At 41.1% G+C, this 25154-nt stretch carries 25 protein-coding genes; 13 read left to right on the forward strand and 12 right to left on the reverse strand.

Going from position 1 to position 25154, the window contains the following annotated elements; all coding sequences use genetic code 11:
* Nucleotides 1–5: 5 nt before the first annotated feature.
* Nucleotides 6–1361, forward strand: a complete 1356-nt coding sequence (gene mnmE, locus FTU29_RS15315) for a tRNA uridine-5-carboxymethylaminomethyl(34) synthesis GTPase MnmE (RefSeq protein ID WP_180122696.1) — start codon at nt 6–8, stop codon at nt 1359–1361.
* Between the two features lie 86 nt (nt 1362–1447).
* On the opposite strand, the gene FTU29_RS15320 is transcribed toward mnmE, so the two are convergent.
* The 3 genes from FTU29_RS15320 to FTU29_RS15330 form a co-directional block, all read right to left on the reverse strand.
* Nucleotides 1448–2626, reverse strand: coding sequence for a hypothetical protein (locus tag FTU29_RS15320; RefSeq protein WP_180122698.1), 1179 nt, complete (start codon nt 2624–2626; stop codon nt 1448–1450).
* 127 nt (nt 2627–2753) lie between these two features.
* Nucleotides 2754–3929 (reverse strand): MFS transporter, encoded by a 1176-nt coding sequence (locus tag FTU29_RS15325; protein WP_228144801.1) that lies wholly within the window; start codon nt 3927–3929, stop codon nt 2754–2756.
* 115 nt (nt 3930–4044) lie between these two features.
* Nucleotides 4045–4311, reverse strand: a complete 267-nt coding sequence (locus FTU29_RS15330) for a metal/formaldehyde-sensitive transcriptional repressor (protein WP_078194474.1) — start codon at nt 4309–4311, stop codon at nt 4045–4047.
* 56 nt (nt 4312–4367) lie between these two features.
* Between FTU29_RS15330 and dmeF the strand changes: the two genes are divergently transcribed.
* The gene (gene dmeF, locus FTU29_RS15335; protein ID WP_180122705.1) at nt 4368–5300 is read left to right on the forward strand and encodes a CDF family Co(II)/Ni(II) efflux transporter DmeF; all 933 of its coding nucleotides are present in this window, start codon (nt 4368–4370) and stop codon (nt 5298–5300) included.
* Nucleotides 5301–5413: 113 nt separating this feature from the next.
* Nucleotides 5414–6112, forward strand: coding sequence for a DsbC family protein (locus tag FTU29_RS15340; protein ID WP_180122729.1), 699 nt, complete (start codon nt 5414–5416; stop codon nt 6110–6112).
* 80 nt (nt 6113–6192) lie between these two features.
* Here the strand turns inward: FTU29_RS15340 and FTU29_RS15345 are convergent, their stop codons facing one another.
* The 3 genes from FTU29_RS15345 to guaD all read right to left on the reverse strand — a co-directional run bounded on the left by FTU29_RS15345 (nt 6193) and on the right by guaD (nt 8697).
* Nucleotides 6193–6450, reverse strand: coding sequence for a GlsB/YeaQ/YmgE family stress response membrane protein (locus FTU29_RS15345; RefSeq protein ID WP_180027157.1), 258 nt, complete (start codon nt 6448–6450; stop codon nt 6193–6195).
* A 178-nt stretch (nt 6451–6628) separates the two neighbouring features.
* Nucleotides 6629–7156, reverse strand: a complete 528-nt coding sequence (gene hpt, locus FTU29_RS15350) for a hypoxanthine phosphoribosyltransferase (RefSeq protein ID WP_078194457.1) — start codon at nt 7154–7156, stop codon at nt 6629–6631.
* Between the two features lie 224 nt (nt 7157–7380).
* Nucleotides 7381–8697 carry a guanine deaminase gene (guaD, locus tag FTU29_RS15355; protein WP_180122707.1) on the reverse strand — a complete coding sequence of 439 codons (1317 nt, stop codon included), beginning with the start codon at nt 8695–8697 and terminating at the stop codon, nt 7381–7383.
* Between the two features lie 273 nt (nt 8698–8970).
* Between guaD and FTU29_RS15360 the strand changes: the two genes are divergently transcribed.
* Nucleotides 8971–9543, forward strand: a complete 573-nt coding sequence (locus tag FTU29_RS15360) for a nucleotidyltransferase family protein (protein ID WP_257226946.1) — start codon at nt 8971–8973, stop codon at nt 9541–9543.
* Nucleotides 9544–9607: 64 nt separating this feature from the next.
* Here FTU29_RS15360 and FTU29_RS15365 read toward each other — a convergent pair whose 3' ends face one another.
* Together FTU29_RS15365 and FTU29_RS15370 are read right to left on the reverse strand one after the other, a co-directional pair.
* On the reverse strand, nt 9608–10573 hold the full coding sequence (locus FTU29_RS15365) for a TerC family protein (protein WP_180122711.1): 966 nt from the start codon (nt 10571–10573) through the stop codon (nt 9608–9610).
* 302 nt (nt 10574–10875) lie between these two features.
* Nucleotides 10876–12069: a sugar transporter gene (locus FTU29_RS15370; protein WP_180122713.1), complete on the reverse strand. Its 1194-nt coding sequence runs from the start codon at nt 12067–12069 to the stop codon at nt 10876–10878.
* A 132-nt stretch (nt 12070–12201) separates the two neighbouring features.
* Here FTU29_RS15370 and FTU29_RS15375 point away from each other — a divergent pair, with 132 nt between their 5' ends.
* From FTU29_RS15375 to FTU29_RS15385, 3 genes are all read left to right on the forward strand, one after another.
* Nucleotides 12202–12507, forward strand: coding sequence for a GNAT family N-acetyltransferase (locus tag FTU29_RS15375; RefSeq protein ID WP_347269446.1), 306 nt, complete (start codon nt 12202–12204; stop codon nt 12505–12507).
* Nucleotides 12508–12813: 306 nt separating this feature from the next.
* On the forward strand, nt 12814–13140 hold the full coding sequence (locus tag FTU29_RS15380; RefSeq protein WP_180122715.1) for a GNAT family N-acetyltransferase: 327 nt from the start codon (nt 12814–12816) through the stop codon (nt 13138–13140).
* Between the two features lie 615 nt (nt 13141–13755).
* Nucleotides 13756–14226, forward strand: a complete 471-nt coding sequence (locus FTU29_RS15385) for a BLUF domain-containing protein (RefSeq protein WP_180122717.1) — start codon at nt 13756–13758, stop codon at nt 14224–14226.
* A gap of 61 nt (nt 14227–14287) precedes the next feature.
* Here the strand turns inward: FTU29_RS15385 and mpl are convergent, their stop codons facing one another.
* The gene (mpl, locus tag FTU29_RS15390) at nt 14288–15652 is read right to left on the reverse strand and encodes a UDP-N-acetylmuramate:L-alanyl-gamma-D-glutamyl-meso-diaminopimelate ligase (protein ID WP_180122719.1); all 1365 of its coding nucleotides are present in this window, start codon (nt 15650–15652) and stop codon (nt 14288–14290) included.
* A 274-nt stretch (nt 15653–15926) separates the two neighbouring features.
* On the opposite strand from mpl, the gene FTU29_RS15395 reads away from it, so the two are divergent.
* The gene (locus FTU29_RS15395; protein WP_180122721.1) at nt 15927–16265 is read left to right on the forward strand and encodes a DMT family protein; all 339 of its coding nucleotides are present in this window, start codon (nt 15927–15929) and stop codon (nt 16263–16265) included.
* Nucleotides 16266–16290: 25 nt separating this feature from the next.
* Here the strand turns inward: FTU29_RS15395 and FTU29_RS15400 are convergent, their stop codons facing one another.
* Complete coding sequence (locus FTU29_RS15400) at nt 16291–16740, reverse strand: hypothetical protein (RefSeq protein WP_180122723.1); 450 nt, start codon at nt 16738–16740, stop codon at nt 16291–16293.
* Between the two features lie 215 nt (nt 16741–16955).
* Here FTU29_RS15400 and purE point away from each other — a divergent pair, with 215 nt between their 5' ends.
* From purE to FTU29_RS15415, 3 genes are all read left to right on the forward strand, one after another.
* Complete coding sequence (gene purE / locus FTU29_RS15405) at nt 16956–17468, forward strand: 5-(carboxyamino)imidazole ribonucleotide mutase (RefSeq protein ID WP_180122725.1); 513 nt, start codon at nt 16956–16958, stop codon at nt 17466–17468.
* A 16-nt stretch (nt 17469–17484) separates the two neighbouring features.
* Nucleotides 17485–18606, forward strand: a complete 1122-nt coding sequence (locus tag FTU29_RS15410) for a 5-(carboxyamino)imidazole ribonucleotide synthase (RefSeq protein ID WP_111886091.1) — start codon at nt 17485–17487, stop codon at nt 18604–18606.
* 727 nt (nt 18607–19333) lie between these two features.
* Nucleotides 19334–20620 (forward strand): lytic murein transglycosylase, encoded by a 1287-nt coding sequence (locus FTU29_RS15415; RefSeq protein WP_180079210.1) that lies wholly within the window; start codon nt 19334–19336, stop codon nt 20618–20620.
* A 100-nt stretch (nt 20621–20720) separates the two neighbouring features.
* Here the strand turns inward: FTU29_RS15415 and FTU29_RS15420 are convergent, their stop codons facing one another.
* On the reverse strand, nt 20721–21848 hold the full coding sequence (locus FTU29_RS15420; protein WP_180079211.1) for an anhydro-N-acetylmuramic acid kinase: 1128 nt from the start codon (nt 21846–21848) through the stop codon (nt 20721–20723).
* A gap of 63 nt (nt 21849–21911) precedes the next feature.
* Between FTU29_RS15420 and tyrS the strand changes: the two genes are divergently transcribed.
* Nucleotides 21912–23144 (forward strand): tyrosine--tRNA ligase, encoded by a 1233-nt coding sequence (tyrS, locus tag FTU29_RS15425; protein WP_171262600.1) that lies wholly within the window; start codon nt 21912–21914, stop codon nt 23142–23144.
* 493 nt (nt 23145–23637) lie between these two features.
* Here tyrS and FTU29_RS15430 read toward each other — a convergent pair whose 3' ends face one another.
* A complete protein-coding gene (locus FTU29_RS15430; protein WP_180122727.1) occupies nt 23638–24279 on the reverse strand; it encodes a YitT family protein in 642 nt (213 codons plus the stop codon).
* A 224-nt stretch (nt 24280–24503) separates the two neighbouring features.
* On the opposite strand from FTU29_RS15430, the gene FTU29_RS15435 reads away from it, so the two are divergent.
* Entirely contained in the window at nt 24504–24776 is a 273-nt protein-coding gene (locus FTU29_RS15435) for a hypothetical protein (RefSeq protein WP_078194471.1), read from the forward strand.
* Nucleotides 24777–25154: the final 378 nt, after the last annotated feature.

Below are 25154 nucleotides of genomic sequence, written 5' to 3' on the forward strand. Positions count from 1 at the left end.
ATTTTATGTTAAACCGAACCACCATCGCAGCAATTGCCACACCGCCGGGTCGTGGTGGTGTCGGCGTGATTCGCCTGTCTGGTCCCAAATCTTATGCCATTGCAGAAGCATTAACGCAGCAATCCCTGCCTGAAGCACGTTTTGCTGGTTTCCGTAAGTTTTTTGATGCATCGAATGAAATCATGGATGAAGGTTTGGTGATTTGCTTTCCAAATCCGCACTCCTTTACGGGTGAGGATGTGGTGGAGCTTCAAGGTCATGGTGGCCCAGTTATTCAAAATGCATTATTGGCACGGTTACTTGAATTGGGTGCTATTGCTGCAAAAGCGGGCGAATTTTCAATGCGCGCCTTTGAAAATGGCAAAATGGACTTGGTGCAAGCCGAGGCGATTGCTGATCTGATTGATGCCACCTCACAAGCAGCGGCACGTTCAGCGGTACGTTCATTACAAGGTGCTTTTTCGAGCAAGGTCAATACGGTGTTAGAAAAACTTATCCATTTGCGTTTGCATGTGGAAGCAGCGATTGATTTTCCTGAAGAAGAAATCGACTTTTTGGCGGATGGTAAGATTTTGGGCTTATTGGATGAAGTGGCAAGCTCGGTCCATGCTGTGCAGCAATCTGCCCGTCAAGGTCAGTTACTGCGTGAAGGTCTACAAGTGGTGATTGCCGGTAAACCCAATGCAGGTAAGTCATCGCTACTCAATGCTTTAGCGGGTGTTGAACGTGCGATTGTGACGGATATTGCGGGTACGACACGTGATGTTTTACATGAAAAAATCAGCCTCAATGGTTTGCCGATTACCTTGACCGATACCGCAGGTTTACGTGAAACCGGTGATATCGTCGAAAAAGAAGGGATTCGCCGCGCAATTAAAGAAATTGAGCAAGCTGACTTGTTACTTTTGGTCTATGACTTAAGTCAGGGCGAAGATCCACTACAATTGGCTCAAGCATACTTTGCCGATCATATTGAACCGAAGCGTTTGATGTTGATTGGTAATAAATGTGATTTGACAGGATTTACCGCGGAAATGACCGATTTAAACGGTTTTCGACATATTCGCGTTTCAGCTAAACAAGAAACTGGCGTTCAAGCGCTTATTGATGCGATTACAGCGCATGCAGGCTTTCAACCAGAGGAAGATACCTTTATTGCTCGAACACGCCATTTAGACGCAATGAAGCGCACTCAGCGCTATCTTGCAGAAGCACGTGAGCAGTTGGTGGTTTATCATGCGGGTGAGTTGGTGGCTGAATCTCTACGTTTGGCGCAAAATGCCTTAGGTGAAATTACGGGCGATTTCAGTGCGGATGATTTGCTTGGGAAGATTTTTGGATCGTTCTGTATCGGCAAGTAATAAAACGATTGAGCTCCTCGTTTCATCCATTGAAATATCCATCCAAAGCACGATGTTCGAAAACATCGTGCTTTTTTTGCATCCCTTTAGCCTGGGTTTGAGCCAAAAATGATTTTAAAGATCGATCTCAGCACATCTTTCATTTTCATCCCATAAAAAGGATTGATCGCTGCTCTTTTCGATGCAGCTTCAACTTTGACTTTGAGTGTTGCATAGTCTGGAAATTGTTGCTGTTGCGAAGATTTTTCGACTGCTGACAAAATATCAATTAAAAATGCACGATTAATTTTTGAACTTAATGGAATGGATTGATACCACTGTTTTTCAAAGCGACGATCTAAAAAGATATCGGGAATTTCGGGGCTGGTGGCATAAAACATGGCTTTGGTGCGCATACATTTACTGCATTGACCACAATTTTTTGGTCGAGCCCTATAGTCCACACAAATCGACAGGGTTTGTAAATCTAAGTTAGATTGGCTTAAAAATGCGGTTTTTTGAGATCGCGTGACATCATCGTCAAGGGTGATTAATGCCCCGGATCGATTCTTCATCAATCGGTTGGATGCCGTATTTGAGCCATAGGGATGAACGAATAATTGTTGATCTAAACGATAATCGGCTGAAATTCGATATTGCTGGTAATGTTCAAAAATCGAAGCGCAGGAAAACAGCGAAAAGATATGTGTGACATGTGAACCTTTAGGGTTACAGCCATATTTACTGTATAGCGCGTAAGCATCGGTTTTTACCACGCGACTTTGCTTAAAAACTTGGCTTCTAAAGTCATGGGTCTGATCCATTAAGGTCTGAAATTTTTCATGGTCATCAAATTTATAATCCATTCCATGCACAGTGAGACAATCAGAATCTTGCCCATTTTCAAGAAAAGCTTTGTATGTACTATAAGTGGAGTCAATCCCACCGCTAAAAAAGTTTAAATTTTGAGTGGTTTGGTTTGCCGGTGGTGTTTGGATAATCGATGCAGCACTGAGCATGACTGGTTGATATAAATCAGGTAACCAAGCGGCCCAGACCGTTGAAACCTCCCGTGCGGAGTGGAGGGTTTGTATTGAAATAGGTCCTTCTACATGCAGCGGGATGCCAAGGCGCATGGCAATGGGTAAAAAGCCCCAAACAATAAAATCATAGGTTTCTAATTGCGGTAAGGATTCAAACGGTAAAATATAGTGAATATTCCCGTATTCGCTGCTAGCAATGATTTGATTTTCTACAGTGTTAATTTGACATTGAATTTTTAGCATTTTTTAAATTTTTGAATCACATCAGACAAGATCTTAATTTAATTTGATTGATTTTTATAGGGTTTCTTAATTGTTTTTGGGTTTAAGAAGCACCCAATACAAGATGCTTCTTGAATAAGTTTAGTGGTTAATTGGTGTTCAGACTACGGTGCCAAAGCAATAAGCCGATACACAATAAACCTACACCCATACAAAAACCTAAAACACCGACGATCAAGCCGAAATGATCAGATAAATAGCCGGCTGCAATAATTGGAATAATGGTTCCTAAATATCCGATAAACAAATAGGTCGAGATCACCGCAGCACGGTTTTGATTGTTGGTCATTTGATGAACTAAGCCAAATGCGCCTAAAAGCCCTAGACCATGCCCTACACCGACTAAAATATCGCTAATAAAAAACAATGCACTCCAGTGTTGGGTCATACATAGCGCAAGGAGCGCATAGCTCAGTATTAACACTATTAAGCCGGCATTGACACATTTTGCAGAAGGAATCGATTTCGCCATAAATTGCACGACAGCGGAAACCAGCAAGATACTTGCAATGGCACTACCACTGACCAAAGGGCCATGCCATGGGATCGCATCTTTGACGAAAGAGGGTGCGAGTGATGCAAATAAGCTAAAAGAACCAAAGGCACAAAAGGCAGTCAGTCCAGCGATATAAAATCGTGAATGATCACGCTTTTCAGGCAATTCCAAATGTGGTGCCACTGAAAAAGGCTGTGGCTCAAAATTCGGTGTGCGAATAAAAAATAACCCTATTAAACACGCCAACCCCCCAAAGATCACAGGGATATAAGGGGTGACTAAAGGCTGTTCCGAAAATTGGGCAATCACTCCACCAATAAATGGGCCAAGACCAAAACCAATCACGGTAATGATTGAACTCAACTGTGGAGCATTATTTTTATGCGGTTCAGGAATGGTATAGACCAAACCAAGCATGGCTGAGGTGCTGATTAAACCCGAGGCAATCCCGATAATAAAGCGCCCGATAGATAACCACAGCGCATTACTGGCAAACACCGACAAGCTTAAACCTAAGATGATGCACGCCATACCGATTTGCAGGGTTCTTAAAAAACCAAAACTATTACTGGTACGACCTAAAAACAGCAAGGTCGCTAGGCAACCAAACATGTAGGCAACAAAGATATAGGTGATATGACTCGGCAGCAGTCCCCAAAGTTGTTGATAAATGGGATACAGAGGACTAGCTAGCGCTGTACCAATAGTGCCCATACAGAGTGCAAGGCTCACCATGATAAATGGTCGCCAAGAGGGAGATGTGGTCATTTTAAAGTCGCAGAGGTACAGTCAATAGGGTCAATATTGTGCTGTATGAGAAAGACGGAAATATGGGCTCAGTTTAATGCCGATTTTTTTCCATGGTCAAATCACAGTTGTAACTTTATCCATAGCGTTTAAGCAGTTTTACAAATTCTTCCAGTTCTGCTTCATTGATTTCAGCATCTTGAGGTAATACATGATGGCGTAAATGTGCTTCGATTAATTCATTCATTAATCCATTTACAGCACCTTTGATGGCCGCAACCTGTTGTAAAACCTCGATACACCCTGCTTCGGGTTGCTGTAAAGCCAGTTCAACCGCATTGACCTGACCTTGTAGGCGTTTAACCCGATTTAAAATCTTTTTGTCCTGATGTAAATGACTCAACACTTTCTCCCGAAAATAAATATACTATGGGGGAGTATATTTAAGCATAGCACCTAATGAAAACTTCCCCATCCATCCGAATTCATCATCATCAATTTGATGAAGGTAATCCACTCGCACAAAAACGGATCTTAATTGCCACCATTTTAACGGCAGTCATGATGTTGTTAGAAGTCATTGGCGGTTGGATTTTTAATTCGATGGCATTATTGGCTGATGGTTGGCATATGAGTTCACATATGTTGGCATTAGGCTTGGCCTATTTTGCCTATCGTGCGGCACGCCACTATGCCCAAGATGCTCGTTTTAGTTTTGGGACTTGGAAAATTGAAATTTTAGCGGGCTATAGCAGCGCGATATTATTGATGGTCGTTGCTGCATTTATGGCCTTTCATTCGGTGGAACGCTTATTCAACCCGGTTCAAATTCATTATAACGAAGCAATCCCTATTGCGAGTTTAGGTCTGGTGGTGAATTTAATCTGTGCTTGGTTATTGCATGATGACCATCACCATCATCATCACCAGCATAGCCATGAAGAGCAGCATGATCATCATCACGACCTCAATCAGAAAGCAGCCTTCATGCATGTGGTTGCTGATGCGGTGACTTCGGTGTTGGCGATTGTGGCTTTATTTGCTGGAAAATGGATGGGCTGGGGATTTTTAGATGCGCTATTGGGGATTGTTGGTGCGGTACTTGTTGGTAAGTGGGCCATTGGGCTGATGAAAGAAACAGGACAAACATTACTGGACGCAGAAATGGATCATCCTGTTGTCGCTGAAATTCGTGAGGTTTTGCAAGATTTACCAGCGCCTGTTATGGTGACCGACTTACATGTGTGGAAAGTGGGTAAAGGTCAGTTTTCATGTATTGTAGCTTTAGAAACAAGTCAGGCATTGAGTGCAGATGAAGTGCGCCAAGCGCTGTCGATTCATGAAGAAATTGTACATGTGTCTGTTGAAATTAATTCACCTGATGAAGCTTAATATGTTCCACGTGAAACGGCATGTAGCTATTGCGTAATGAACTGAAAAAAGCCCAAGACTTTCACACGTTAGGGCTTAGAATGCTGAATCAATTAAATGTTGAAGTTCGGTCTATGTTGAAAAAAATATGTGCGTTGGCGTTGAGTACCACCCTTTCGACTTTTGCTTTGGCAGATGCGGCACACGTTCAAAAGCTCTTGGCAGAAAAGCACCCCAGTTTAAAAATTGAAAATATTCAAAGTACCGAAATGCCGGGCATATATAGCGGCTTTGTTGAAGATCAAGTTTTGTATTTGAGTGAAAATGCGGATTATGTGATTGCAGGATCTATGATCCGTTTAAAAGATCAAAAAAATCTGACCAAACAATTGATCCTCAGTCAGCAAAAAACTGAGTGGAATAAACTCCCATTACAAGATGCGATTAAAACAGTCAGGGGGAATGGAAAGCGCCAAATCGCGATCTTTTCTGACCCAAATTGCCCATATTGTAAGAAGCTTGAAGTAGATCTGGCAAAACTCAATGATGTGACCATTTATACTTTTATCACAGCCATAAAACCGCAGTCGTTGGCGCCATCGAAGCAGATTTTTTGTGAGTCAAACCCTGCTATGGCCTGGGATAATTTAATTAATAAGGGAATTCAACCGAAGTCAGCGAAAAGCTGTGCAAACCCGATTGAGCGAAATTTAATATTAGCTAAAAGCTTAAAACTAGGTGGTACACCGGGAATTGTGTTTGCTAATGGTTCGATTTTAACAGGTGCATACCCGACTGCTGAATTAGAATCAATTTTAAAAGAGATCAAATAATTTCAAGCTGTACGGTGAATAAAGTATAAGTAAAAAAAATACCCGTCTATAGGCGGGTATTTTAATGGCGTTATAAAAAACTAGACGCGGGTTTTTTTCGTTACAAGGTTATAGATAAATAACACGATAATCGCACCAATAACGGATGCGATAAAACCAGCGGCAGAATTTTCTCCATATAGACCTAATAAACGTCCGCCATAGGTCGCAAGTAAGGAACCTGCTATCCCGAGAAGGGTGGTCATAATGAAACCCGCTTTGTCATCTCCAGGATGGATCGCACGTGCAATTAAACCAGCAATAAAACCAACAACAATCGCAACAATGAGTGACCACATAGTAACTCTCCTTTTGTTATCATGTATTTGTTTTTTACGACATGTTCAATCTTTATCTTTAATCAAAACTGCGCTGAGCTATAGCCTAAACATGCAAAAAACTGTTGTTTTTTTGTTCAAAACAAACCAAAAAATAAAAAAAAGTGGCCTTCGGCCACTCTTAAGTATCTGATCTTACTTAGAGACCAATTTCGCCAATAAATGGAATATGACGATATTTTTGATCATAGTCCAGACCATAACCCACGATAAATTTATCTTCGACTTCAAAACCTAAAAATTTTACTTCGAGTTCAATCTCACGACGTGAAGGCTTGCTAACCAAAGTACAAAGCTCGATTGAGTTTGGATTACGCGTCTGTAAAATTTCTAAAACTTTGCTTAAGGTATTGCCTGAATCGATAATATCTTCAACCACCAAGACATCTTTATCTTTAATGTCACCGTCTAAATCTTTTAAGATTTTTACATCACGAGTAGATACGGTCCCACCGCCATAACTTGAAACGGTCATGAAGTCGAGTTCATGCGGTTTTGAAATTGCGCGGCAAAGGTCAGCCATAAAAATAACAGAACCGCGTAAAAGACCGATTAACACCAACTCTTTGTCGCTGTTAGCATAGTGTGCATCAATTTTTGCGCCAAGCTCTTTCACTTTAGCTTGAATTTCTTCAGTGGAAATCAGTACGCTCATTTGAACAGACATGGGTAGATACCTAAAAAAGCAAATCAAAAAATAAAAAAGGTGTTGACTTGCAACACCTCTAAAGATGAACCAATTTTAATACATCTGGCTCGCAGATGCATCTTTTTTGCCGTTGAAAATGTAATCAGTTTTTCTTGGAAGTGCTGTCACGCTTGAGTAAGCACAGACAAGCGACGGCAATCAGTCCAATTTTCAACGCTGTTTTTCGTTTCGGTCGAGCCGTTTTATGCTTTGACATAAGCACATTGTCCAAACACATAGGTGGCATGGATATTACGATCATCACCCATCAGCATGAGGGCAAATAAAGCATCTTCCAGATTTTTGGCACGTTGTTGACGTAAGGCTTGTAAAGCCGTGGCATTTAAATCGAGCACCACAAAATCTGCTTCTTTGCCCAAATCAAAGTTTCCAAGTTTGTCCTCTAGATCTAAGGCTTTTGCTCCACCTAAAGTGGCATGGTACAGCGCTTCAAATGCGGATAGTTTATCGCCTTGAAGTTGTTGAACTTTGTAGGCTTCATTGATGGTTTGTAGTTGGTTAAATGAGGTGCCTGCGCCAATGTCTGTGCCTAAGCCGACTTTCACCTGTTTTTCCCATGTTTTCTTTAATGGAAATAAACCACTGCCTAGGAACAAGTTCGAGGTTGGACAAAACGCGATTGCAGAGTTGGTCTGATGCATACAATCCCACTCGGCATCTTCCAAATGCACGCAGTGCGCAAACACGGAACGTGATCCGGTCAGACCATAATGATGATAAACGTCTAAATAGCCGTTTTGCTCAGGGAATAATGCTTTGACCCACGCAATTTCATTTTTATTTTCACTCAAATGTGTATGCACATAAACATCAGGATACTCGGCTTTTAGCTCCCCTGCCCGTGTCAATTGCTCAGGCGTTGAGGTTGGGGCAAAGCGAGGCGTGATGGCATACAGGTTACGGCCCTTGCCATGCCACTTTTCGATGAGTGCTTTGGAGTCGTTGTAGCCACTCTCAGCTGTGTCACATAATGCTTCAGGGGCATGTCGATCCATCATGACCTTACCGGCAATTAAGCGCATCTGATGCTGTTCTGCAGCTTTAAATAAAGCATCGACCGATTGTGGATGAACGGTACAAAAAACAAGAGCTGTTGTGGTTCCGTTTTTGAGTAACTCGTTTACGAAGAACTGTGCAATTTGCTCTGCATAAGCCGGATCTTCAAATTGGATTTCGGTTGGGAAGGTATAAGTATCAAGCCATTCCAGTAGCTGTTCACCATAAGCCCCCATCATTTCCGTTTGTGGATAATGAATATGGGTGTCGATGAAACCCGGAACAATCAATTGATCTGGATAATGTTGTACTTCAACCTGATCTGGGAGATGGTGTTGGCCCTCAGACCATGGACCGAACCATTGAATTTTTCCGGCTTGCGTAATTAGCAAACCATCTTCGAAATAGCGCACTTGGTCGTGAATTTCACGTGCTTGGGCAACTGTATTCTGAATATCTAGAAAGCGACCACGGATCGCTGTAGATGCGATAACAGAAGACATGACATACCTGCAGTTTAGAATTTTTTCGGTTGATTGTAGCCCAATTTGGTTCAAAATACCGTTAGAGTAATTGTGAAAATGTGTTCTAAAAAATAGAACACCTGTTTATAAGTGATTCTGTTTTTTTTGTTCATTGTATTTGATTTGAATAATACAAAAGCATTGAGCTGTATACATTACATCGATGAATGAATAAAGACCATGAGTCGCAACGCTTGCTATATTGATCTCAAGAGCGCCCTTTAAAAAACGATAATGAACCCTTTAGTGAACATGAGCTATTCAGACCAATTAAAGCATAACCTGCTTCAGCATCAAGGCATCATGCAGATTTTACATGCCCTGTATGCCATAGATACACAGGCTTATTTGGCCGCAGGCGTGGTTCGTAATTTGATTTGGTCACAGCGACATCAACAACTCTATGTACTGGAAGGCACAGAAGTCGATGTGATTTATTATGCGGAACATGATGATGGGACACAGGGTCAAAGAATTCAACAGCAGATGCAGTTGAATTTTCCTCACATTCATTGGGATGTCACCAACCAAGCGACAGTACATCAGTGGTATCGTTTAGACAATGGTGATTCTATTTTGCCCCTAACATCGATTTCCCATGCCCTTTCTTTGTGGGTTGAAACTGCAACGGCTGTTGCAGTCCGTTTAAATGAGCTTGATCAAGTAGAAATCGTGGCACCATTTGGACTGGCTGATTTATTTGAATTAAAACTGCGTTGGAATTCAACCTTAGTTAGTCGAGCGACTTTTTTGCAGCGTGTGCAGCAAAAACAATTTTTACAACGCTGGCCGAAACTCAAACTCTTGATGACGCCTGAAGCTTAGTCCAAGTTTTCGTTGCAGAATAAAAAAGCCTTCTCGAAAGAAGGCTTTTAATCATCTAAGTGTTTTAAAGCGTGGTTTCATGGTACTTCTTGCTGTGTCGGATCGATAACCACGCGGTGATGGTTAAGGTCACCACAATAAAGCCGAGTGAAATCCAAATTGGCATGTGGAACACATCGAGCAACAGCATCTTAGCGCCAATAAATACCAGGATAATGCCCAGACCATATGGTAAGTAATGCATTTTCGATGCAGCACCAGACAAGAGGAAGAACATGGCACGTAGACCCAAAATCGCCATCAAGTTTGCAGTCAGTACAATGAATGGGTCAGAGGTAACCGCAAAGATTGCTGGGATTGAGTCCACCGCAAAAATGATGTCCGATGCTTCAACCAAGATCAATACTAAAAAAAGCGGCGTTGCCCATAAGACACCATTTTGACGAACAAAGAATTTATCTTCATGCATCTGAGGGGTAATACGCATGTGTTTACGTAGCCACTTCAAAATCGCCATATCTTCGATATCTTTATCTTCTTCGTCTTGGCCTTTAAGGAATTTAAAGCCGGTATACACTAGGAATGCACCGAAGATGTATAACACCCAAGAGAATTCTTGAACGAACCATGCCCCAATAAAAATAAAGATAGTACGTAGTACAATTGCACCGAGGACACCGTAGAGTAACAGTTTGCGCTGCAAAGCAGGTGGAATGGCAAAGGCAGCAAAGATCATGAGCCAGACAAAAACGTTATCAATTGCGAGTGATTTTTCGAGCAGATAACCAGCGAAATATTCCATGACTTTGGTGTTTGCAACAGCGACACCAGCGGTTTGCTGTAAGTAGAGCCACAATGCGCCACCGAATAAGGTAGCCACAGAGACCCATGCAATACTCCAATAGGCAGCGGTTTTGACTTTGACTTCTTGGCCTTTGTTATTTTTAAAGCCTAAAAAGTCGATGAGTAGCATGATGGTGACTAAACCGAAAAATGCCAGATATAGCCATAAAGAGCCAATCGTTTCCATGTGTATTCTCCACATCTAACAACCAGCCATAAAAAAACCTCGACCAGTTGCCAGACGAAATAAAACGCCTGAGACAACATGATCAAGGTCTTGCCTACATCGTACTGTAATGATTTTCAGCAGCGATGCTCAGATACCGACTTTTTGCAAAGTGTAATGACGATATTCTGACACGTAAAACAAGGTTTACGTTTGGAGGAGGCTACTCCCCTTGTTCAAATTTTGTTTTGGACACTGTCCAAATATGCGGCAAAGCATGACAGTTTTTAGTTCAAAGTGCAATCGGCAATTTGCGAATTCATTTAATGCGTCACGGGAGGATTAAAATCACCACGTTGTACCAACGCTAAGGCTAAAAGTGTCCCGATCACCGCGATGATTCCTCCGATCACGCCAATATAACTCAAACCGAAATGAACGCTGACGATACCGCCCAAGAGTGCGCCACCGCCAATCCCGACATTATAAAGTCCTGAATAGATAGCCATGGCGACATCGGTGGCATCGGATGCGAGATGCAGCGTCTTTGACTGTAATGCAAGGCTAAATCCAATGATACTCATGCCCCATAGTAGGCACACCGCACTCACACCTGCAAAACTCAGAGAAACAGGCAGCAACAGCAGCATGGATAAAGCCAGTGTGGCTGTACTCAAAGGAATCGCAACTTTAGGATATTTCCCACCAAATTTCCCGAACAGATAAGAACCTAGAAAGCCTGCAGCACCAAAGATTAATAACAACGTGGTGGTTTGCATGGAACTGAATGCAGCAATGTTGAGTGAGAACGGTTCGATATAGCTATATGCGGTAAATTGCGCGCTAATGATGATAATGGTTAATGCAAAGACCATCATTAAGCTTGGACGGCGAATAAACTGTTTTAAGCTGCTTAGCGAGCCAGAGTTCAAACTCGGCAGTATTGGCAGCGTTTTGGCTAAAATCAGGCAAACGATACTGGCGCCAATGCCAATCAGAGCAAAGGTATTTCGCCAACCATAGGCTTCTCCGACCATACGCCCAAACGGAATACCGAGAACCATCGCCAAAGCTGTGCCTGTGGCCAAAAGCCCCAAGGCTTGAAATTCTTTGCCTTTCGGTGCAACACGAACTGCCAGCGACGCAGTAATGGACCAAAAAAGTGCATGCGAGAAAGCAATGCCAATTCGACTGAGCAATAAAGTATTAAAGCTCCATGCGAAATACGACAGAACATGGCTGACAATAAACACTATAAATAAGCAAATCAGGAGTGATCGACGTTCAATATTTTTGGTCAATAACATGATCGGCAATGAAATCGGCGCAACCACCCATGCATAGAGCGTAATCATGATGCCGACATCGGTCGCGGCTAAGCTAAAGGTTTTGCCAATATCGCTGAGTAAAGCGACAGGTACAAATTCAGTGGTATTAAAAATAAATGCTGCGAAAGCCAAAGCAATCACAGCCGTCCAAGAGCCAGAAGAAGCCGTTTCGGAGGGAGAGGCAGACATGAGTGTCTTCAAATAAATAAAGTGGCTTATTTTACTATGCTCTATACACAAGCAGGAACCGATTAAAGCCCTGTGCATGCGCTTTAAATTAATACAAAAACAACAGAGTTGACCTGCATTACATGCCAATTTATAAAAAAATGGAGGAAATTTAAGATGTTTGTACAACAAGATGATGATCAAAAAAAAGGAGCTTTCTTTGTTGAGCAAGATGGGGAACGTTTGGCAGAGATGACTTACTCATGGGCAGGCGATGATAAATTTATTATTGATCATACCGATGTCAGTGACAGCTTGCGAGGACAAGGTGTTGGACGACATCTCCTCGATGCAGCAGTGAATTTTGCTCGGGAAAAGAACGTGAAAATTATTCCACTCTGTCCTTTTGCAAAATCTGTATTTGATAAAGATGAATCGATTCGTGATGTTCTACGCTAAATTGTACAGCGTGATGTAGATTAATCATTTGGATAAATAAAAACAGCCTGATCGTATTGCAATCAGGCTGTTTTTATTTGAAATTTAGCTGTGAAATTGAATTAAGATCGTGATTTATACAGCGATACAACCAAGCATGCTGCAGCAATGAGCAATACAAAGATAGCGATAAGATAAAGGTCCATAATAAAAATATCCGGCAAGTGTGATTTAATTGTTTTTTAATTAATGTGAAAGGTGTACGGATTTATTATCACCTACAGTTGAATATAGGTCGTTTAAGTTCTGTACCAATCACTTTCTCGTTTGTTACACGGTGTATTTTTTCATAAAAAGGAAGAAAAAACAGTGACTATGCAACATCAAGATAACGGTCAAAAAGGTGAATTTTTTCAGTTAAATGCTGAGGGTGAACGGCTCGCAGAAATTAGTTATCTATGGCGTGATGAACATACCATTGTGGCAAATCACACGTGGGTAGATGATTCATTGCGTGGGCAAGGTATGGCTCGAGTGTTATTGGATCATTTGGTGGAATTCGCTCGTGATAAACGCTTAAAGATTATTCCAACTTGTTCTTATGTTGATGTGATGTTTCGTAGAGATAAAACCCTTGCCGATGTTCAAGCCTAAAAAAGCCCGCCATGCGGGCTTTTCTATCATTATGAAATTTTTAAAAAAAACTTAAAAAGCTAATTTGTATTTAATTGAGCTTTAATTTTAACAGCGTAGTAGGTACTTTGAAAAGATTTGGCCAAAACTGCAATAAGATCGAGCAGCTTGATATCCCTAAAATCAAGCTTAAACACATGATATTTAATAATGCAAAGTCATTCAGTACAAAATAAATACTGCCAATAGTCATCATCATTAGTAAATAAATGAGATAGTGAGGAATCGCAGTACGCAGTGTTATTCCTAAAATAAATGAGCAAATAACGACATTAAAAAAATCTGAAACGCCAAAATTATTCAGTATGATCAAGGCAGCAAAATATACACAAGTGATTGATAAAAAAATGAGTAAATTCTTGAGCATGGTAGGCCTCTTTATTCATCTTCAAATGGAAATAATTTCATTGTTTTAATATGTATGAGTTTAAAAAAATGAAGGTGATATCGGTATACGTGATCTTGGTTTTGTGTTGTAAGTTAAAAAGCACATTTGATTAAAAAATATACAAATATTTACTCATCCTGTAGCGCTTTCTACGTTAAAATCGTGCAAATACTTTAAGAATAAATACAATGATACAACTCTGTTATGCCAGTACACGTGTAGAACAACAATTTGATTTAATACAAGATTTAAGTGATATTTTGGTGAGAGCCCGCAGCTTCAATACCGAACAGCGTATTTTTGGCGTGCTGTACTATGCCGAAGGCCGGTTCTTCCAATGCCTGCAAGGTGAGCAAGCGGCTCTCGAACAGCTTTTTCAGCTTATTGCGAAAGATACTCGCCATCGGGATATTGTGCGTTATCCTGATCAAAATATTGATCAAATCGATTTTTCAAAATGGTCGATGAAATATGTCAACCGACATAGTGAAATTGCTAGTTTGTTTCAGCGCTTTGGATATTCAAGCTTTCAACCCGACGTGCTCAATCTAGAACAAATTCAGGCGTTTTTAACGACATTGTTAAGATTAGAGAATGTTGAACAGCCGGTTAAGCTGGATTTAGGCTATAAAAACCGAGGCTATCAGCATTATTTTTAAGCTGAGTGTGAATAAAAAAAAAGCCCGCGCAGCGGGCTTTTTTTTATTTTATCTAGTGGGTTTAGGCTTTTAATGCACTGATCAACTTCTGATGTAAACCACCAAAACCGCCATTCGACATAATCACCACAGCATCGCCCTCGCCTGCCTCGCTTACGATGGTTTGAATGATCTCATCCAGTGAACGAGCCACCACAGCTTTATTCGTAGCAGCTTCAATCACAGGCTGTAGATCCCAATCCAAACCTTCAGGTTGATACCAAATCACTTCATCCGCTAAGCGTGCAGAATGTGCAAGGCCATCTTTATGGCTACCCATGCGCATGGTATTAGAACGTGGCTCGATTACTGCCCAAAGCTTACGTTGACCCAGACGCTTACGCGCACCTTCTAATGTGGTATCAATCGCCGTTGGGTGATGTGCAAAGTCGTCATAAACTTCAATGCCACGGATTGTGCCCAAAAGCTCCATACGACGTTTTACACCGCCAAAATTTGAAAGTGCTTCACACGCCGTTTCAATCGAAACACCGACATGTTCAGCCGCAGCAATGGTTGCCAAAGCATTGGCTACACTGTGTTGCCCAGTCATATTCCATTTGACTTCGCCTTTCACGACACCATGCTGTAGCACTTTGAAATGTGAACCGTCAGCAGACAATTGTTCTGCATACAATTCAGATTTGTCATTGGCATCTAAAGATGTACGCACCACAGGTGTCCAGCAGCCCATTTCCAAGACTTCATCAATATTTGTTTCAGTGATGGGCGCAATGATACGGCCTTCACTTGGAATAGTACGCACTAGATGATGGAATTGCTTTTGAATCGCAGCCAAGTCTTCGAAGATATCGGCATGGTCAAATTCAAGGTTATTTAAAATCGCTGTTTTAGGATGGTAATGCACAAACTTAGAACGTTTGTCGAAGAATGCCGAATCATATTCATCGGCTTCTACACAGAAATATTGACCACCGCCTAAACGTGCACTTTCACTAAAGCCTAAAGGTACGCCGCCAATCAAGAAGCCTGGATTTAAACCTGCTTGATCGAGCACCCACGCCAGCATGGTTGTGGTTGTGGTTTTACCATGTGTGCCTGCAACACCTAACACATGTTTGCCTTGTAGGACGTGGTCTGCAAGGAACTGTGGGCCAGAAATATAAGGCAGGCCTTCGTTCAACATGTATTCCACAGCATCAATGCCACGTTTCATGGCATTGCCGACAATCACGAGATCTGGATGTGGTTGAAGATGGCTACGGTCATAGCCTTGCATTAAGGTAATGCCTGCATTTTCCAATTGGGTAGACATTGGTGGGTAAACGTTTTGGTCTGAACCCGTGACCTTATGTCCTAAATCGCGCGCCAAGAGCGCCAATGAACCCATAAAGGTGCCACAAATACCCAAGATATGCAGATGCATTCGTTCTAACTCCACTGCTTTTACCGACACATCACTTTGTTATTGTGGTGTTGTCATTATAGATTTGGTTGAAAAAGTTAATTTCAGTTGAGAGCAACCATAGCAAGGGTCTTAGCGAAAAGATAGATTTTTTTGTATGAGATCGTGCAAAAAGATTGAGCTCGTAACTGATCAAATGTACGCAATTTTCTTGAGGATAAAAACACGGAAAATAGGCGCGAAATCGTGATGAAAAACGTACAATATGCGCAAATTTTTGCGATCTTGATTGCTTATGTCACTTGCCCTGTTTTTATTGATTATTTCCAACTGTTTTATGACTTTGGCCTGGTATGGGCATTTGAAGTTTTTACATGATGCACCGCTTTGGCAAGCGATTTTATTTGGATGGGCGATCGCGTTACTCGAATACAGTTTTATGATTCCAGCAACGCGACTGTTGGCCAAATATGGGTGGTCATTGGGTCAAATGAAAATCACACAAGAAGTCGTGACGCTATTGGTCTTCGTTCCATTTATGATTTTCCTTTTTAAACAACCCTTTAAGTTGGACTATTTGTGGGCAGGTTTATGCCTTTTTGGATGTGTCTATTTTGTATTTCGCAGTGCTTAATTGATTCAATACCGCATGGGGCTGATCATTTAAGTGAGGCGTGTTTACAGGCATTTTTGAGGACTTTACTAAACTCACGGTCTCGTGGAGTGGGATCTTCATAGTCAAAGGCATAATCACTCTCACTGGTCAGTACAGTCATTTGACCGTCTGCTTCAAAGTTCATGAGAGCAAAACCATAGCTTTGGTCATCGCAATACACACGATATTCTGAAATTGAATACATTTTATCGCGGCCATCATCTGCTTTGTAATAGCCTGTCATCTTGACCGGCTTACGTTCATCAATAATAGATTTTCTGGTGACTAAAAATTTTTCGTGGATGTAGCCATTACTCTTAATTTGGCCGTAATAGTCTTTTTGTTGCTGTAAAAGGTTAAATTCTTTCACAAATTGGTTCGTATTGAGTTGAACGAGTTGGGCAAAACTTTGAGAGCTTAGGGCTAGAGTAAGTAGGATAAACATCTGTTTCATATTTAAAGTGTTGTTATAAATATTGATTTAATAAAAGTTTTTATAAAATTGAAAAAAATAAAAATATTTTCATCAAAATATTATGGAGTTTTCTTTTAAAGACAACCGTTAAATTTTATTGAGATGAATTTTCAGTCTATAATATGGGGCTCTTATTAAAGCTTGGCTCTAGTCGAGATTTACTCTCTCTTACTTTAATCTCTGGAAACATTGCAATGAATGCGGCCGCTTCACAAGACACTCCTCTCGTTGGAATTATCATGGGTTCTCAATCGGATTGGGCAACGCTAGAAAACACTGCCAATATGCTGAAACAGCTTGGCGTCCCATTTGAAGCGGAAGTTGTATCTGCACACCGAACTCCAGATCGATTATTCGAATATGCTGAAACCGCACGTGATCGTGGTATTCAAGTGATTATTGCCGGTGCTGGCGGTGCAGCGCATTTACCAGGTATGTGTGCAGCCAAGACTGACCTACCTGTACTTGGTGTACCGGTAAAATCATCAATTTTAAACGGCGTGGATTCATTGCTGTCTATCGTGCAAATGCCAGCAGGTATTGCAGTTGGTACTTTGGCGATTGGCGCAGCGGGTGCGACCAATGCAGCGATCATGGCGGCACAAATTTTAGGTTTAACGCGTCCTGAAATCGCAAAAAATGTTGCAGATTTCCGTGCTGCGCAAACCGATAAAGTGGCGAGTAAAAATATTCCGGGTCAAGCTTAATTAAGGGGCATTTCTCATGGATAAAACCATTGGTATTTTTGGTGGTGGCCAGCTTGGTCGCATGATGGCGCAAGCGGCATTGCCTTTAAACATTCAATGCACCTTCTTTGAAGCGAGTACCGACTGCCCTTCTGCAGCGCTGGGTCCAGTGATTTCGACTCAAGCTGAAAATGGTTTGCAAGATTTCATTCAGAGCGCAGATGTTTTCAGCTTAGAGTTTGAAAATACTCCGTTAGCAGATGTTGATGTGTTGACCAAGAACAAAGCATTGCACCCACCGCGCCAAGCTTTAGCGATTGCACAGCATCGTTTGTCTGAAAAAGCCTTGTTTGATGAATTGGCTATCCCAGTTGCACCTTATAAGGCCGTGACATCTTTCGAGGGTTTACAAGCTGCTGTTGCTGAGTTGGGTTTACCCATCGTACTGAAAACATCGCGTGGCGGTTATGACGGTAAAGGTCAATTTGTGCTACGTAGCGCTGAGCAAATGGATCAAGCATGGGCTGAACTGGGCCCTGCTGGTGAATTGATTGCGGAAAGCTTTGTAACCTTCTCACGTGAAGTCTCAATCATTGCGGTGCGTGGTCAAGATGGCGATGTGAAAACATGGCCATTGGCGGAAAACCACCACCACAACGGCATTTTGTCGCATTCGATTGTGCCTGCACCAAACAGTGCAGACTTACAACCAGTTGCGCAAGATTACATTACTCGCCTGCTCAATCATTTGAATTATGTCGGTGTTTTGACGTTAGAGCTGTTTGTGACGGATAAAGGCTTATATGCCAATGAGATGGCGCCACGTGTGCATAACTCGGGGCATTGGTCGATTGAAGGCGCAGTGTGTTCACAATTTGAAAACCACATTCGTGCTGTAGCAGGTCTACCTTTGGGTTCAACTGAAGTTGTTCGTCCAACGGTCATGGTAAACATCATTGGCCAACATCCGAAGTCTGAAGATGTATTGGCACTGAATGGCGCGCATTTGCATCTGTATAACAAAACAGAGCGTGAAGGCCGCAAAATCGGTCACATCACTTTAATGCCGAACGATACTGCTGAATTAACAGCTTTATGCCGTGCTTTGGCGAAAATTTTGCCGAATCCACTGGCACTTAGCGAAGATATGACCATTTAAACCTGTGTTTGAATGATAAAAAAGCGGTCATGCACATGGCCGCTTTTTTTATTGCTGTAGTTCGGGCATCATTGCGCCTCTTTGCAAAATCACACCGTTTATCGCTGAAACGATAAGAAACTATTGATTATAAAGTGTTCGTTCGTTTATAAATATTCTGCGTTAATCTTCGTATTATTTTTTGTGTATCAATAGCCTGTGATGTGTGTGAATCAAAATCAAAAATAACCAAAGCGTTTTGAATTTAAATTGTGTTTTTGAATTCAAACTATGAATTTGAATTCAAAAAATCCTACACGAAAAAAATGAATTCAAAGTTTATGAATTCAAATTTGAAAAATGAATTCATTTCGCCGTGTTTAAATTTAAAATTTGAATTTAAAAGTTGCTCAGACTTATTGGATCTATAGGGAGTATATTTTAAAACCTATAATATTTTGATTATTAATAATAAAAATGAATTTTTATCCCATTTTGCATTTGTGGATAATTTTTTATGCACCTAATTTATCTTTAAATTTAAAAGTTTTGAATTTAAATTTAAACCGGTGTTTGGTTTCTAATGAATTTAAAGTTGGGTTGTGGGTAACTACTTTTAAATTCAAATTTTAAAACTGAATTTAAATAAGTAGAAAATATGAATTTAAATTTACGTTTTGAACCTTTAACTTTTGCTTTGAGCTGCTATTGTTAAAGCAACAATTTAAATTCAAAAAAGATCTAGGGTATGAAGCATCACTTAGGATTTGTTTTCGGGACTGCTTTATTGGCAATAACTCAGGCAAATGCCGAGTTGATTATTAATGGGCAGTCTGTCAATTCGTCGAGCATGCCTGCAACAAGCAGCATTTCATCACAAAATAACTTTCAAGGTTGTTTAGCCAATTTGCGCTCGCAAGCAATGAATGCTGGTGTGAGTGCGTCAACTTATGATCGCTATACGCAAAATTTAACACCTGATTATTCTGTGATTGAAAAGCTCAACTATCAGCCTGAGTTTTCAACACCGATTTGGGACTATTTGTCAGGTCTGGTGGATGAAGAGCGTGTACAACTGGGTCAGCAGAAATTGGCGCAGCATCGTGATGTATTAAACCGTGTCGCAGCGGCTTATGGTGTGCCTGCTGAAACCGTGGTCGCGGTTTGGGGTGTGGAGAGTAATTTTGGTGATATTGCGGGTAGTTATCCTTTATTACAGTCATTGGGCACTTTAAGTTGTGAAGGCCGCCGCCAAAGCTATTTCCGTGGCGAGTTTTTTGCAGCCATGCGGATTTTGCAGCGTGGTGATTTAAATGAATCACAATTGAAAGGTTCGTGGGCAGGTGCATTTGGTCATACCCAATTTATGCCGAGTACCTATGAAGAACTGGCCGTGGATTTTGATGGTGATGGCCGCCGTGATTTAGTGTCGAGTACCACGGATGCGTTGGCATCTACAGCCAACTTCCTGAAAAAGCGTGGTTGGCAAACTGGTCAGCCGTGGGGCTTTGAAGTAAAAATTCCCGAAGGAATGTCGATCAGTGGTGAAAGTCGCCGTAATAAAAAGTCATTAGATAGCTGGATGAATCGTGGTTTGCAGCGTGCCGATGGTACACCGTTAATACAAGGTAACCTTTCTGGATCGAGCCAAGCAGGTTTAATGGCACCGGCTGGGGCAAGTGGGCCTGTGTTCTTGGTGTTTAAAAATTTCGATGCAATCTATAGCTACAATGCAGCAGAGAGTTATGCATTAGCGATTGCGCATTTATCCGATCGCTTGCAAGGCAAGGGTGGCTTTAGTACGACATGGCCAACCGATGATCCTGGGACTTCACGTGCGGAACGACGTGAGATTCAACAATTTTTACTTAACCGCGGCTATGATATCGGTAAAGTGGATGGATTAATTGGAGATAAAACCCGTCAAGCAATTCGACAAGAGCAAAATCGACTGGGTTTAAGTCCAACAGGTCGGGCGGGACAGCAGATTTTACGGGCATTTCGTAATGAGCATGCCAAGGCAATGATGAATTAAGTTTGAGCTATGCTTTTTATATAGTAGTCAATATATATAAAAGCTTGTCTATATAAAAAAAGGTCTGCAATTGCAGACCTTTTTTATATGTTTTTGACTCTTAAACCGCAGTGATTGTACCTAAGATACGATAGCCAGCAGCACCAGTCACACTTGGTAAATTTGCACTAAGCTGATTGACAAAGCGCATCGCCAACCAAGCAAAGGCTGTGGCTTCCACCCATGTTGGGCTTAAGCCTAAATCTGCGGTACTTTGTACCGTCCATTCATGTTTACGTAAACGCCAGCGCAGTTGCTCTAATAGGTGCGAATTGTATGCACCACCACCGCATACATAGACTTCACCAGTATCCATATCAGAACGGTAAATGGCTTTTTTAATGGCACGTGTGGTGAGTTTCATTAAGGTTGCTTGAATGTTTTCTGGCGTATCTTCAAGTTCGTCATATTCGAGATCTCCACGCCAATCGAGAATCTGTTCATCTAACCATTCAAGATTGAAGTCTTCACGACCTGTGCTTTTAGGTGGTTCTTTAGAGAAAAACTCATGTGCTTGTAAGCGGTCGAGCAGACTGCGAATAGGTTGACCATAAGCTGCCCAGTTCCCATTTTCATCATAGGGCTGACCAGTATAACGTTCGCACCAAGCATCCATTAAAATGTTAGCTGGACCTGTATCAAAGCCATACACGGCTTCAGGTTGACCTGCAGGCAACATGCTAACATTGGCAATTCCGCCCAAGTTCAAAATCACACGGTGAATGGTGTCATGTTGGAAAAGCGCTTGATGAAACGCAGGAACTAAAGGTGCGCCTTGACCACCTGCAGCCATATCACGGCGGCGGAAGTCTGAAATCACAGGGATTTTAGTGAGTTCGGTAATAATATTGGGGTCGCCAATTTGCAGGGTAAAACCATGTTCAGGACGGTGGCGGATGGTTTGACCATGTGAGCCAATCGCCTTGATTTGACTACGATCTAGCTCATTCTTCTCGATCAACTCATTGATGCCATGACCGATCATTTGAGCTAAAGCAACGTCTGCCTTACCCATGCGATCAATTTCGTTATCATCAGGCAAGGTGAGGGCCATCAGTTCATCACGAAGGTCTGGGTCAAAGGGAAGTGTGAGCGTCGCATGAATCTCTAAAGGATCAAAAGAAGCAGCAACAATATCGACACCATCCATGCTCGTGCCGGTCATTACCCCAATGTAGATCGCTGTCATGATGATTCTTAAGCCTGCAATGTGCTGAAAAAGTGTTAGTATATCGCACAAATTGTATAACTGATCTATTTGGATTTTGTGATGTCAAATTTCCTGCCGGCTGAAGAACAACTTGCCCTCATCCAACGAGGCACACATGAGATTATTTCTGAAGAAGATCTTCTTAAGAAATTAAAGCAGAATCGCCCATTAAAAATTAAAGCGGGTTTTGACCCGACTGCACCTGATTTACATTTAGGTCATACGGTTCTGATTAATAAATTAAAAGTTTTCCAAGATTTAGGTCATGAAGTTTACTTCCTGATTGGTGACTATACAGCCATGATCGGTGACCCAACGGGTAAGAGCGCTACACGTCCACCGTTGTCTCGTGAAAAAGTTTTAGAAAATGCTAAAACGTATCAAGAACAAGTATTTAAGATTCTTGACCCTGCGAAAACTAAAGTTGTGTTCAACTCAGAGTGGTTTGGTCAAAAAACTGCTGCTGACTTGATTCAGTTAGCTTCACAGCAAACTGTGGCACGTATGTTGGAACGTGATGACTTCACTAAACGTTATAACAGCCATCAACCGATTGCGATTCACGAATTTTTATATCCATTGGTGCAAGGTTATGACTCAGTTGCGCTAGAAGCGGATGTAGAGTTGGGGGGTACAGACCAAACCTTTAACTTGCTGATGGGTCGTACATTACAAAGCCGTTATGACCAAGAATCTCAAGTGTGCATTACTGTGCCGATTCTTGAAGGTTTAGACGGCGTAAATAAAATGTCTAAATCTTTGGGTAACTATATTGCTGTATTTGATGCACCGGGTGCGATGTACCAAAAAGTGCTTTCAATGCCGGATGATTTGATCGAACGTTACTTTGACTTATTGAGCTTTAAATCGATTGAAGAAATTCAACAGTTGCTTAAAGAAGTGGCTGAAGGTCGTAACCCACAAGAAGTGAAGAAAATTCTTGCACTTGAATTGGTTGAGCGTTTCCATGGAGCAGAAGCTGCAGCAAATGCGCACAAAGGCGCAGGTAACTTGATTACTGAAGGTGAACTTCCAGAAGGTACACCAGAAGTGACGATTTCTCGTGGCGCATTTGGTGGTGAGATTTTCATTACTTCTATTTTGCGTGAAGCGGGCTTGACTAAAAATGCAGCTCAAGCAAAAGATGCAATTGGTCGTGGCGCGGTGAAAGTGGATTGGGAAGTGGTTGATGCAGGTTATGCTGTGTCAGAAAACAAAACTTTGATCATCCAAGCGAGCAAAAAAGCGATCGCAAAAGTAACTTTTACCGACTAATAAATTCTTGAATTTTTAGTTAAGTTATTGAATTAAAAGCAGGCTTCGGCCTGCTTTTTTTTACCAATTAATATATTAATAATATAAATAAGCAAATTCAAAAAAAACCTTATAAAAACAACACTTAAATTTTTCCAAATGTGTTGCATTTCTTGAATTTTATGTATAAGATTTATTCATCTAGAGAGATATATACCATCTAGAGGGTACATAACGATAACTCCACTTTTTATAAGTCTCTTCCCCAAGGGACTCTTTTTTTAGTGAGTTAACAAATAACTATAATAACTACACGATGGATCGACTAAAGATTCAATTCTAAGGGAAAGATTTTGGGAGAGATCTTTCCCTTTTTTATTTGTAAAATTGAGCTATTCCTTTCAAAAATCACATTCATTTCTGTATTAAAGACTTTAATTGTGCTAGAAAAAAAGCCCGATTCAATCGAGCTTTAAAATGTCTTTACTTAGATAGATGTTCATGGAGCTTGGTTTTAGGGCTTAGAACCAAATTGAATGAAGCTTAATTTAGGTAAAATCCGCTTGACTAAAGTCCCGACTAAAAGTGCGGTAATAATGGTGCCTTCACGGACTCCGATGACTTGATGTAAGACCAGCCAACTGCTGATAACTGCAATACTGACCAAGAGAATGTCGCCATAGGTCTTACAGTTGCCAAAATCAAGGCGATAACGAACAGCAATGGCTTGATAGAGACCTTCTGCGGCTAAGAGGACTAGACTGGCTTTGACCACTAAGCTCACACCTAAAGCGGTAATCAGGCAACTTGCCAAGCAAGCCAGGAGTTGAAGTGGGTAACTTTCTATGCTCCAGCCTTGGGTGAGCCACATTAAACTGTCAATAAATGCACCAAATAAAATTCCCACAGGTAATTGCAACCACTGTATCCACTGAAAGCGTGATTTTAAGATCAGCATTTGCAGCAGAATCATGACGATATGCATTAATACTGTTAATGTGCCGACGGTGAGTGGAAAGATATAGCTAAAGCTGTAGGGCACCGAAGAAATAGGGGATGTCCCTAAATTTGAATGTATAGAGAGTACGACACCAAAAGCTAATAATCCTAATCCGCTTAATAGTAAGAATAAGCGTGGAAAAAACTGTGTTGGCATCCTGCACCTAAAAAATAAAAAGAGTGTACGTGAAATGCAGCCTGCGCTCTATGCGTCTAAAGCCCAAAAATAGTGGCTTTTTATGACTGTGATCGTTAATAGTGATTATTCAAATAAATAGGCTGTATTTTTATCAGCAAAAATGACTAAGCATGTAATTAAAATGATTTTTGCAAAAACAGGCCTTATGGAACAATGGTCAAAAATCAAAAAAGAGCAACAACATGGCGTATTACAATACCGATAATCATGATGAACAGATCGATCGAATCTTGAGATATTTGTTTGACTACCAAACCACACAGCATAAGCGAGCATTATTTTGTGAGGCGCAGCAACAATTACATGATTTGGATATCGCAGCACAGTACCAACTATTTGCATTGGTACGAGAACAACTCCCTCGACGTGCAAAGCTGCTATTTTCTGCTGAAGATTTCCGTGGAAAGCAACAAGTCATCTTGGAAGTCATGCAACATTTAGCATATGAACGTTAAAAGAATGCTGGGAAATATAAAAATGCACGCAAAAAAAGTCTATAAAGCTTGAATCGGTGTGATGACAGAAAAAAATGATGTGCTTTGAGGCAGAAAAGTAGACTAATGATTAATAAGCAATCAAAGTCACTTTTATTAGACTTAAAAGCGCTGAAAAAGATTTGCTAGATATAAGAAATTTACTTAATTAAATATCGACTATTTGCTAAATATTTATAAAAAATGCTTAAAAAATAGGTAAAAGTGCAATTTTTTTAGCAAAAACGCTTATAAAAAATACATACGTGAAAAATATAGTGAATTGGGGGTTGCAATGATTCTGAAATGCTCTAGAATGCACCCCATACCGACGAGATAGACGGAAACGAACGAAACGCG

Origin of the sequence: Acinetobacter sp. YH12086 (assembly GCF_013419345.1) — a bacterium.
Taxonomy (GTDB): domain Bacteria; phylum Pseudomonadota; class Gammaproteobacteria; order Pseudomonadales; family Moraxellaceae; genus Acinetobacter; species Acinetobacter amyesii.